Here is a 12,020-nt window from a genome sequence, read left to right as displayed (position 1 = left end):
AAACCGGAAGATTTTGGATCGTGTCCCGCCGAGGCGTCTTTCACCGGTCAGACCGGTCAGACTCCGCAGAATAGCCCCCTCATTGCCGTGCAAAACACTCATTCAGAACAATGCGCATCATCTTAAAGACGCAAGGCCATAGCCTTCTGCACGCCAGACACATCCTCAAAACTGAATGTCATCCCAAATACTTAGCGTAACAGGCGAAAACTGACCATTTGGACAGAACTTGCCTTGCCTCTTTTCTGATCGCGTATACAATCTGCTCACAAACTGACCATAAAAGTTGAACTTCGCACAACGGCAATAACCTTCAGGGGGACATAATGAAGTCTGGTACATTCGGCCTTTCCCGCCGTACACTGCTTTCGGCCATGGCGGCCGCAGCAGCGGTGGTGTCATTTGGCTTTGGCGCGCCGGCACAGGCCGCTGATCCGATCAAAGTTTCGGCAATTTATACCGTTCCGGTCGAACAGCAGTGGGTCTCGCGTATCCACAAGGCGCTGAACGCAGCCCAAGAACGCGGTGACATTTCCTATGAATTTTCCGAAAACGTTGCCAATACCGATTATGAGCGCGTCATGCGCGAATATGCCGAAAATGGCTCCAACCTGATTTTGGGGGAAGTTTTTGGTGTCGAGCGTGCTGCACGTAAAGTCGCTGCACAGTATCCGGAAACTGCGTTTCTGATGGGATCAAGTTTTGGCCCGGAAGGCGAAAACTTCTCGGTCTTTGATAACTACATCCATGAGCCAAGCTATCTGGTTGGCATGGCGGCCGGTGCGGCCACCAAAACCAACAAGATCGGCATGGTCGGTGGTTTTGCCATTCCGGAAGTAAACCGCCTGATGAATGCCTTCATGGAAGGTGCCAAATCGGTCAATCCGGATGTTGAATTCATGGTGACCTTCATCAACAGCTGGTACGATCCGCCCAAGGCCAAAGAAGCATCCTTTGCCATGATCGATAAAGGTGCCGACATCATGTACGCCGAACGCTTTGGCGTTTCCGATGCCGCCAAGGAACGCAATATCCTTGCCGTTGGCAACGTGATCGACACCGCGGCGGATTACCCGTCGACCATTCTGGGCTCGGCCCTTTGGCACATGGAAGCCACCGTTGACCACGCGATTGAGGCGGTCAAAGCCGGTGAGTTCAAAGCCGAAAATTACGGCAAATTCAGCTACATGGAATACGACGGCGGCAGCGTCGTGCTTGACCCGGCACTTTTGCCCGATGGCACGGTTGCAGACGTCGAGGCCAAGAAAGCTGAAATTCTTGACGGCAAGTTCACCGTCACGGTGAATGACGAAGAACCGAAATCTTCTATGTAAGATTTCCTTAAAATGCAGGGCAGTTCGGTATAAAAGCCGATCTGCCCTTTCTTTTTTGGGCCAACAGGCCACGCACCACCTTAATCGCCCCTCAGCGTGACGCATAAAAACCAAACGGATCACCCGGATGTCATCTGCTGCGCACTCATCACATGAAACGTCCCAGAACTTGCTGCTTCAGCTTGCAGGGATTACCAAGAAATTTGGCCCGCTGATTGCCAATGATGCCATCGACCTTACGGTCCATAAGGGCGAAATCGTTGCCCTTCTTGGCGAAAATGGTGCTGGCAAAACCACCCTGATGAACATCCTGTTTGGCCATTACGTTGCCGATGAAGGCACCGTCACGGTCACCAATCGCGATGGCAATCTTGAACAGCTTGAACCCGGCGCACCGCAAGCTGCCCTTGATGCCGGGATCGGCATGGTTCATCAGCATTTCACCTTGGCGGAAAACCTGTCGGGGCTAGATAACATCGTTCTTGGAACCGAACCGATCTTCAGACTGCGGCGCGACCGGACGGCGGCACGCGCCAAGCTGGCGGATCTGATGTCGGGATCAGGCCTGAATGTCGATCTTGATCAGCCGGTGCACAAACTGACCGTCGGCGAAAAGCAGCGCGTTGAAATCCTAAAGGCGCTCTATCGCGACGCGCGCTTGCTGGTTCTCGATGAACCCACCGCAGTACTGACGCCGCAAGAAGCCGACAGCCTGTTTGTCATCTTGCGCCAACTGGCCGCAACCGGCCTTTCGGTCATCATCATTGCCCATAAACTCGCCGAAGTCCTTGCCGTGTCGCACCGTATTGCGGTTTTACGCGGCGGTAAAAAAGTCGGTGAAATGCAAACAAGCGATGCCGATCATCGCTCAATTGCCGAACTGATGGTCGGTCGCGAGGTCCCGGTCAGCCGCCGCACCGAACGCGTACCAGGTGCACCTGTGTTGCGATTGTCAGATGTGACGATTGATCGTGGCGATGCTCGACGATCCCTTCATGGTGTAAGCCTGACCGCCTGCGAAGGTGAAATTCTTGGCATTGCTGGCGTATCGGGCAATGGGCAGGCCGCACTGGCACAATTGCTTGCTGGTCTTGATAAACCCGATAGCGGCACTGTCGAGATTTTTGAAGCAATCGTTACAAAATTCGATGCCCATCAATTTGCCCAGAACGGCATTGCCCGTATCCCCGAAGACCGCCATCACGATGGCATGGTCGGATCTATGAGTGTTGCCGAGAACATCGCCATCGAAGACGTCCGGTCAAAGGATTACCAAAAATTCGGCTTCCTTGATTTCGCCGCCATTCGCAAACGCGCCGAACAGGCAATCAAGGATTACGATGTACGTTGCCCCGGCCCGGACGCACCGGCAAGATTGCTGTCGGGCGGTAATATTCAAAAACTTATTCTGGCCCGCGTTTTGGAAAAATCACCAAAACTGATTTTGGCCAATCAGCCATCACGCGGTCTTGATGTTGGTGCGCAGTCCGAAGTCCACCGTCGCCTGCTTGAAGCGCGGCAAAACGGGGCAGCGGTTATTCTGATTTCCGAAGACTTGGACGAACTTTTGACGATCTCAGACCAGATTGCCGTTATTCACGCCGGTCATGTTTCATCAGCCATTCCAACCGATGCGATTGACCGATCCGAGCTTGGGCTGATGATGGCTGGGCAAACCAAAGCCGACGCCCAACAAGCACCAACCCGCAACACCATCCATCAGGGAGAAAAGGCATGATCCGGTTCGAACCCAGATCCAATCCCGGCCCGATCCTTGTCTATGGTGTTCCGGTTTTCGCCGCCGTCTTTGCCATCCTGCTTGCCGCTATTCCACTGGCCTTGGCCGGCGCGCCGATTATTGACGCCTATGGCCTTATGATCACTGGTGCATTTGGTTCGGTCTTCTCGACTTCCGAAATGCTGACCCGCGCCACGCCCTTGATCCTGACCGGCCTTGCGGCTGCCATCGCGTTTCGCGCCAAGCTTTGGAACATCGGTGCCGAAGGTCAACTATACATGGGGGCCATGGCGGCCGTTGTGGTTGGAACCGGTGTGATTGACGGGCCAAGCTGGATCATGATCCCAGCGATCATGATTGCGGGCGCATTGGCCGGGGCCTTGATGCTGATCGGGCCAACGCTTTTGAAAACCCGCATGGGTGTTGATGAAGTCGTCACGACGCTTCTTTTGAATTTCATCGTCTTACTGTTTGTTCAAATGATGCTGGAAGGGGCTTTGAAAGACCCAATGTCGATGGGCTGGCCACAGTCCGAGCCAATCATTGATAGTGCCATTTTGCCCCCACTTCTGGAACGCATGCGCGTACATTTGGGGCTGATAATTGCGCTGGTTGCCGCAAGTGGCTTGGCAGTTTTTGTCAAACGTACCGTCTGGGGGTTTGAAATCCGTGCCGTTGGTGAAAACGCTGCGGCGGCGAAATTTTCCGGTATTTCAGTAACCAAAACCATGATCCTCGTCGCCGCCCTTTCTGGCGGCTTGGCCGGACTGGCTGGCGTTTCCGAAGTTGCCGGGACGCGTGGATATCTCGCAACCGATTTGTCACCGGGATATGGTTATGCCGGGATTGTTGTTGCCATGTTGGCGCGCCTGTCGCCCGTGGGGGTGATTATATCGGCACTTTTCGTTGCATCGGTATTTGTCGGGGCCGATTCCATGAGCCGGGCGATTGGTGTTTCAAGCTATCTGGCCGATCTGATTGTTGCGATGTCATTGCTGTGTGTTTTGATCGGCGGATTTTTGACCCGGTTTAAAGTCCGGTTCGACCGCAAAAAGACAGCCGGTTAAGGGGAAAAGACATGGAAATCATTGATATCCTTTTGGCCGCAAGTTTTTGGGAAGCCGCCATTCGCATTGCCACTCCGCTAATTTTCGGGGTGCTGGGCGCACTTGTTTGCGAACGGGCCGGTGTACTGAACCTTGGGATCGAGGGCATTTTTACCGCTGGTGCCATGGCGGGCTGGATGGCTGTTTGGCTGGGGGCTGGCCTTTGGGGCGGGGTTTTGGTTGCCGCCCTTGCCGGGGGCTTTTTCGGACTGATCCATGCGATCCTGACCGTGCCACTTGGCCTGAGCCAGCATGTGTCGGGCATTGGCGTCACCTTGCTTGCGACCAGCCTGTCGTATTTCACCTATCGCACCGCATTGCCCGATGTGTCCTCGCCACCGCGGATCATCCCGTTTCAGCCGCTTGATATCCCGATACTGTCTGACTTGCCGTTTATCGGGCAGGCTTTATTTTCACAAACCGCGATGACGATGCTGGCCCTTGTGCTGGTGTTTGTGACCAGCTGGGTTTTATATCGCACCCCACTTGGCCTCGCGATCCGGGCCGTTGGCGATAACCCCTCATCGGTTGAAGCACAGGGACTTTCGGTTTACGGATTGCGCATTGGTGCTGTTGTGGTCGGCTCGGCCTTGATGGCGCTGGGCGGGGCATTCTTGACCATGTCGGCCTTTGACGCGTTTTTCTTTGGGATGATCAACGGGCGCGGCTGGGTCTGTATTGCGCTGACCGTCTTTGCCAGCTGGCGACCGGGTAAGGCGCTTATTGGTGCGTTGCTGTTTGGCGCATTTGACGCGTTTCAGGTCCGCCTGCAAACCGAAGTAGGCGCGTATTTCCCATCGCAAGTGTTCTTGATGATGCCCTATATCCTCTCGATCATTGCTTTGATCGTGGTTGCGCGCAAAGCTGATTACCCCAAAGCACTTTTGGTCCCCTGGTTCAAAGGGCAGCGCTAATCTGACAGCAGACCTCCAACTCGAATTCGCCACCACCAACCAAGGACGACATCATGCAGCCCGATCTGATCCTAAAAAATGCCAATATTGCCAATGGTGCAACGGGCGTTGATATCGCAGTTGTCGATGGCAAAATCGCCGAGATCAGTGAAAACCTTGATGTCCCGGCGCTTGAGGTGATTGATTGCGGCGGCATGCTGGTCAGCCCGCCCTTTGTCGACAGCCATTTCCACATGGATGCGACGCTGTCGCTTGGCCTGCCGCGCATGAATGAGTCGGGTACCCTTCTTGAAGGCATCGCACTTTGGGGGGAACTTAAACCGCTTTTGACCCCCGATGCCGTCATCGAACGCGCCCTTAAATACTGTGACCTTGCGGTGTCAAAGGGCCTGCTTGCGATCCGGACCCATGTTGATGTCTGCGATGATCGGTTGTTGGCGGTTGATGCGTTGCTTGACGTCAAAAAGCAGATCGCCCCGTATCTTGACCTGCAACTGGTTGCCTTCCCGCAGGATGGCTATTTCCGAAGCCCAACGGCCAAGAAAAACGTCATCCGTGCGCTTGATAAGGGTGTCGATGTGGTGGGCGGCATTCCGCATTTCGAACGCACCATGGCCGATGGGGCCACCAGCGTCACAGAGCTTTGTGAAATGGCCGCGGACCGGGGTTTGCGGGTCGATATGCATTGCGATGAAACAGACGACCCGATGTCGCGCCATATTGAAATGCTGGCTTATGAAACCCAGCGCCTTGGCCTTCAGGGCCGTGTGGCCGGATCGCATCTGACCTCGATGCATTCGATGGATAATTACTATGTATCCAAACTGATCGCCCTGATGGCAGAGGCCGAGGTTTCCGCAATAGCCAACCCGCTGATCAACATCACCATTCAGGGGCGCCATGACACCTATCCCAAACGCCGTGGCATGACCCGTGTGCCGGAGTTGCGCAACGCTGGTCTGACCGTAGCCTTTGGCCATGATTGCGTTATGGACCCTTGGTACTCGATGGGATCGGGGGATATGCTTGAAGTCGCGTCCATGGGGCTTCATGTTGCACAAATGACATCACGCGACGATATCCGAGCCTGCTTTAACGCCGTAACCACCGAACCGGCCAAGATCATGGGGATTGAAGGATACGGTATTGAAGTTGGCAACAACGCCGACTTTGTTGTCCTGCAAGCCCGCGACACCATTGAGGCCATCCGCATTCGGGCCAATCGCCTGTTTGTCATCCGGCGTGGTAAAATCATTGCCGAAACCCCGATGGCACAAACCCGCCTGCATCTGAATGACCGCCCGGACCACGTACGTGAACATGAATATGCACCGGCCCTTTGATCCAAAGCCCGGTGATCGACATATCAAGCTGATCGGGGCATAACCGCCGACCGAATAGAAACCATTACCCTCTGAACGGACGTCTCATGTTCTACGAACCCGGAAAAACCGCCCACAATCTTCCCCACGATCCTTTTAAGGCCTGCGTGGCACCACGCCCGATTGGCTGGATTTCGACGGTGGATAAAGCCGGGCGGCCAAACCTTGCACCCTATTCATTTTTCAATGCGGTGCATGGCAATCCGCCAATGGTGATGTTTTCGTCGGGGGGATCGGTCAACAGCCTGCGCAACGCACGCGATACCAGCGAATTTGTCGCCGCCGTCGCACCAAAATCCATGCTGCGTGAAATCAATTTCTGTTCGGCACCCTTACCGCCGGGAGAAGACGAATTTGAATATGCCGGACTGGAAAAAATGCCTGCTAAATGTGTCAAACCACATTTGATCAAGGGCGTTCCAATCCATATGGAATGCGAAGTATTTCAGATCGTCGAATTGCCCAGTGCCAACCCGGAAAAGCCCTGCGCGATGGTGATTGGCACCGTGGTTGGTTTGCATATTGATGATGCGATCATTCGCGATGGCATGGTTGATATTACCCTGTTCGAACCGCTTGCCCGGCTGGGGTATCAGGAATACGCCAGCATCTCGGAAACCTTTACCGTCAAACGCGAAGATTTTTGGAAGTAACGCCTGTTACTTGATCGCCGGTTTGTTTCATGAAAGCGACGCGCAAGCGCAAACAAACTGTCACAGAAACTCTCTAATGTGAAAAGCAACACAGTTCGCTCGAACATCAAACGGGCTTGAGCTGGGCTTTTTTACGTTTCTGATGATTTTTCTGGGGGCACTTTTATGAAACATACATTTGCGGCTGGCGTTGCCGGCATCGCAGCACTGCTTCTTGCCGGAACGGCAATGGCGGGCGAAGCCAAGATTTTCGAAACCAAAAGCGCAATCAACAATCTGTCAACGGTTATGGTTGATGGCGGCAAGGCACGTGATCTGACAGTCGGTCTGGGATCGGGTGCGTATCGTCGTCCGGGCGATCCGACCAACATGTTTTATGCAGTGTCTGACCGTGGCCCGAACTTTGTTTGCGGCGATGTTGAAACCGTTCTTGGCGTTTCAGAAGACGCCGTCTGCCACGGCAACAAAGTCCGTGTCTATCCAACCCCGGATTATTCGCCGTCGATCTACACCATTTTCCTGGGTGACAATGGTACCTTTGACATCAAGGATGTCATCACCATCAAGGATCAAAACGGTACTCCACTGACCGGCCTTACCAACAAACTGACCGTTGCCAAAACCGAAAAGCCGGTTGATGCCAACGGTAATGCGCTGGAACAGTCGGTATCGTCCATTGACGCCGAAGGCATCATTCGCCTGACCGATGGTTCTTACTGGATTGGTGAAGAAAACGGCCCGTCGGTTCTGCATGTTGGCGCAGACGGCACCGTGAACAACCGTATTGTCCCAGCCGGATCTGAAAAAGATTTCGACGGTGCAGCCTATAAGGTCACCGGTGGTCTCCCGGCCATTCTGGTCAAACGCCAGACGAACCGCGGCATTGAGTCGATGGCCGTATCGCCAGATGAAACCAAGCTGTATTTCATGGTTCAGAACCCGCTGGCAAACCCGAATGCCGATGCGTACAAAGCCGCCAAGAACACCCGTCTGTTCGTCTATGACCGCGTATCTGAAAAGCTAAGCGGCGAATATATCTATCAGCTTGATGATCCGCAGACCTTCCGCAACGATCCGTCAAAAAAACAGAATGCGCCACGCATTTCTGAAGTTTTGGCACTTGGCAATGATCGCCTTCTGGTTCTTGAACGCACCGACAAAACCACCAAACTGCATGAAATCAAACTGGCCGGTGCGACCAACATTCTGGCAAGCCGCTGGGATGATATGTCAACCAAACCGACACTTGAGCAGGAAAACGATCTTTCCAAGCTTGATCTGATCGCGGTTCCCAAAACTCTTCGTTTTGACAGTGCCGATTACCCGATGGCCCCCAACAAACTTGAAGGTCTGGCAATCATGGGTGATGGCGCACTTGCAATGATCAATGACAACGATTTTGGCATCAAGGGCGACCCGACCCAGGTGATCCTGATCGACGGTCTGGTTCAGGCGGATAAATACTGATTTTCAGCCTGTCTTTTACCATACATCACTGCGGGAAAGCTGCCATGCGGCTTTCCCGCTTTTTTATTGCGTGAAATGGGCGTAAAAGCAGGCCCATGATGACAGAAAAACAGATATTCGATACGCCGGACGGCGTAGAATCCGTGATCGAGCCAATGAATGAAACGGGTTACCTTGCCCCTGTCGGGTTTGAGGACCAGTTGTTCAATGAACTTGGCGATGTCACCGAACGCCATGACCGTTTGATGTTTGCACCCGGTCCGGAACGGCGTGTGTTCTGGGCACAGAATGTCTGGCGCAACCCGGTACGGATTGCAATTCCCTCGATCAAGGGTGCGGCCAAAATCCTGAAATTCAATCAGCGCAATTGGGCGATGTTCAAGTTTGACCATTTTTCCCGCGCCAAACTGATTGAGGCAAACTTGCCCCATGTGTCGGCCAAACGTCAGATTTTTGGCGAACCGGCCCCAACGGCACCGCTTGGCTCATGGACCCTGATTGATCCTGATACCATCATCGCGTCTGCTGATTGTTCCAGCCCTTGGAAAAACGGCGAGATCGAGTTTGAAGAAGACAAAGTAACACCGCCCAACCGGGCCTATTTGAAATTGTGGGAAGCCTTTACACGCCTTGGTGTGGGACCGCAGGCTGGTGATCGCACCATGGATCTGGGCGGAAGCCCCGGCGGTTGGACGTGGGTTTTGCATGAATTTAGCACCGATGTCATTTCCATCGACAAAGCCCGCCTTGACGCCAATATCGCCAAATTGCCGCGTGTTGATTTCCGTCAGGAAAGTGCCTTTGGCCTTAACCCGGAAGAAGTTGGCTATATCGACTGGCTGTGCTCGGATGTGATCTGTTACCCGGATCGCCTGTATCAGTTGGTCAACCAGTGGATGGATGCGGCCATGGCAACCAACTTCATCTGCACCATCAAACTGCAAGGTGACACCGACTATTCCGCCATCACCCAGTTTGCCGATATCCCGGGATCAAAGGTCGTGCATCTTTATAATAACAAGCACGAACTGACCTGGCTGAAAGTCCCCGGCGTGACCGATCAGGACTAGGGCCTGAACCCAATCATCATATCAAATTGCGGCGTTCAAATCAGGACGCCGCAATTTCCTTGATCGATGGATCAATCGGATAATAATCGCCTTTATCTGCACAGAAAATCTGACCACCGGTTTTAAGGTCCTGACTGTCATCAAGGGTGCCGGGCATCAATGCCATATGATCGGATTTAACCGGGCGCCAGAAAATCCCTGAACCACATTCCTTGCAAAATCCCCGATCCGTCTTTGGCGATATCCGATACCACCGCAATCCGGCATCACGTACAAGCGTCAAAGCACTTTTATCAAAACCGGCATACGAACTGACATGCCCGTGTAATTTGCGACATAGTTGGCAATGACACATCACCGCATCTTCAAGCGGTGCCGTCACACTGTAACGCACCGCACCACAATGGCATCCACCGTAGAACACGACGTTCGTGTCATCTTTCTTAACCATCACAATGCCCCCAATCACAATTGATCCATCCGATTTAATTTATCGGGTAATCGGCATATCGCAAGGTGTTGACGTTGATCAAAACACCCGCAAATCAATTTCAGGCATGGATTTCAGACAAATATGTTTGAGATTGGCGAAAAGCAGTCCTATTCTGCGGCTTCTGATAAGGGCAGGATGAAGACGCCACCGCGCCATTCCCCGCCATCCAGTCCTGCCCAAATGTGATGGGATAACATGTCCGAAAACTCTTTCAATTATGACGTGCTCGTTATTGGCAGCGGTGCTGCGGGGCTGTCGACCGCCCTTAAGCTCGCCCCCCACGTAAAAGTCGCGGTTCTTTCCAAGGGAAAGATCGACGATGGTTCGACCAATTGGGCGCAAGGCGGCATTGCCGCAGTGCTTGATGCCGCTGACAGTATCGAAAACCACGTGCGCGACACGCTGATTGCCGGGGCTGACCTGTGCAAGCGTGAAACGGTCGAATATGTTGCGGCCAATGCACCGCGTGCCATTGCATGGCTTGATGAACTTGGCATTCAACTGACCCGTGATCCGGCAGGCGGGAATGATCAACCGTTTCATCTGACGCGTGAAGGTGGGCACAGCCACCGTCGCATTGTCCATGCTGCTGATGCCACCGGGCGGGCTGTTCAAACCACGCTTCAAGGTCAGGCCGCCAATCACCCCAACATCAAGGTTTTTGAAAACTTTCTGGCAATTGATCTTGTCACCGACCGAAAGTTTGGCGGCGAAGGCCGGCGGTGTATCGGGGCGTATGCACTTGATCTCGAAACCGGGCAGGTCAAATCATTTAATGCCCGCACCGTTGTTCTGGCAACAGGTGGCGCCAGCAAAGTCTATCGTTTCACGTCCAACCCGGATGGCTCGACCGGTGATGGCATTGCCATGGCATGGCGTGCCGGGTGCCGGGTGATGAATATGGAATTCAGCCAGTTCCACCCCACATGCCTTTATCATCCACAAGCCAAGTCATTCCTGATTACCGAAGCCGTACGGGGCGAAGGCGGCAAACTGCTATTGCCCGATGGCACGCGTTTCATGGACCGCTTTGATGAGCGCGGCGAACTGGCCCCGCGTGACATCGTTGCACGCGCAATTGACCATGAAATGAAGCGCCTTGGTGCCGATTGCGTTTATCTTGATATCACCCACAAAGGCGAAGATTTCATTCGGGAACACTTCCCGACCATCCATGAAACCTGCCTGACCTATGGCATTGATATGACCAAGCAACCGATCCCGGTTGTACCCGCAGCACATTACACATGCGGCGGGGTTTTGACCGACCTTCGCGGTCGAACCGACCTGACCGGGCTCTATGCAATTGGGGAATGTGCCGGTACTGGTTTGCATGGCGCAAACAGATTGGCATCAAATTCACTTTTAGAATGCCTGGTGTTTGGCGAAGCTGCCTCAAAAGACATTATCGAAGCCCTGCCGGTCGAAGATCATTTCAAACCAATCCCCGAGTGGGATGAAACCGGCATTACCGACTCAGACGAAGAAGTCATTGTTGCCCATAACTGGGAACAGTTGCGCAACGTGATGTGGGATTTTGTCGGCATTGTCCGCACCACCAAACGGGTTCAGCGCGCCCAGCACAGGGTTGATTTGTTGCTGTCGGAAATTGACGAATATTATGGCAATTTCCGCGTCACCAATGACTTGCTCGAACTGCGAAACCTGTCGGTTGTTGCCAAACTCATCATTCAGTCGGCCCTGTGGCGCCGCGAAAGCCGTGGCCTGCATTACACCACCGATTATCCCGAACTCGACGAAAGCGGATCACCGCGCCAAACAATTCTGGTGCCAGAAAACTTCGCCGGTCGCTGGGTCATTTCCGGTCAGTGGAAAACCTGATCCATCGGCAACATCAGCAAA

10 protein-coding genes are annotated in these 12,020 nt (G+C 53.6%); 9 read left to right on the top strand and 1 reads right to left on the bottom strand.

What is annotated here, in order from left to right; genetic code table 11:
• Positions 1–326: 326 nt before the first annotated feature.
• The 8 genes from AC0VXT_RS02120 (at position 327) to AC0VXT_RS02085 (ending at position 9,664) form a co-directional block, all read left to right on the top strand.
• Entirely contained in the window at positions 327–1,334 is a 1,008-nt protein-coding gene (locus AC0VXT_RS02120; protein ID WP_475547309.1) for a BMP family protein, read from the top strand.
• A gap of 127 nt (positions 1,335–1,461) precedes the next feature.
• The gene (locus tag AC0VXT_RS02115; RefSeq protein WP_475547308.1) at positions 1,462–3,072 is read left to right on the top strand and encodes an ABC transporter ATP-binding protein; all 1,611 of its coding nucleotides are present in this window, start codon (positions 1,462–1,464) and stop codon (positions 3,070–3,072) included.
• Positions 3,069–4,139, top strand: coding sequence for an ABC transporter permease (locus AC0VXT_RS02110; protein ID WP_475547307.1), 1,071 nt, complete (start codon positions 3,069–3,071; stop codon positions 4,137–4,139). The genes AC0VXT_RS02115 and AC0VXT_RS02110 overlap by 4 nt, the downstream gene beginning before the upstream one ends.
• Before the next feature lie 11 nt (positions 4,140–4,150).
• Positions 4,151–5,092 (top strand): ABC transporter permease, encoded by a 942-nt coding sequence (locus AC0VXT_RS02105; RefSeq protein ID WP_475547306.1) that lies wholly within the window; start codon positions 4,151–4,153, stop codon positions 5,090–5,092.
• Positions 5,093–5,145: 53 nt separating this feature from the next.
• The gene (locus tag AC0VXT_RS02100; protein ID WP_475547305.1) at positions 5,146–6,435 is read left to right on the top strand and encodes an amidohydrolase family protein; all 1,290 of its coding nucleotides are present in this window, start codon (positions 5,146–5,148) and stop codon (positions 6,433–6,435) included.
• Between the two features lie 86 nt (positions 6,436–6,521).
• Positions 6,522–7,127 (top strand): flavin reductase family protein, encoded by a 606-nt coding sequence (locus tag AC0VXT_RS02095; RefSeq protein ID WP_475547304.1) that lies wholly within the window; start codon positions 6,522–6,524, stop codon positions 7,125–7,127.
• A gap of 165 nt (positions 7,128–7,292) precedes the next feature.
• Entirely contained in the window at positions 7,293–8,594 is a 1,302-nt protein-coding gene (locus AC0VXT_RS02090; RefSeq protein WP_475547303.1) for an esterase-like activity of phytase family protein, read from the top strand.
• A gap of 95 nt (positions 8,595–8,689) precedes the next feature.
• Positions 8,690–9,664: an SAM-dependent methyltransferase gene (locus AC0VXT_RS02085; protein WP_475547302.1), complete on the top strand. Its 975-nt coding sequence runs from the start codon at positions 8,690–8,692 to the stop codon at positions 9,662–9,664.
• 40 nt (positions 9,665–9,704) lie between these two features.
• On the opposite strand, the gene AC0VXT_RS02080 is transcribed toward AC0VXT_RS02085, so the two are convergent.
• Positions 9,705–10,115, bottom strand: a complete 411-nt coding sequence (locus AC0VXT_RS02080) for a GFA family protein (RefSeq protein WP_475547301.1) — start codon at positions 10,113–10,115, stop codon at positions 9,705–9,707.
• Positions 10,116–10,352: 237 nt separating this feature from the next.
• On the opposite strand from AC0VXT_RS02080, the gene nadB reads away from it, so the two are divergent.
• A complete protein-coding gene (nadB, locus tag AC0VXT_RS02075; protein WP_022731610.1) occupies positions 10,353–11,999 on the top strand; it encodes an L-aspartate oxidase in 1,647 nt (548 codons plus the stop codon).
• The last annotated feature ends 21 nt before the right edge of the window (positions 12,000–12,020 follow it).

It is taken from the genome of Thalassospira sp. Z349TD_5 (assembly GCF_056173045.1).
Note: the sequence above shows the minus strand (reverse complement) of the source record. Positions and strands in the feature narration are given on the sequence as shown.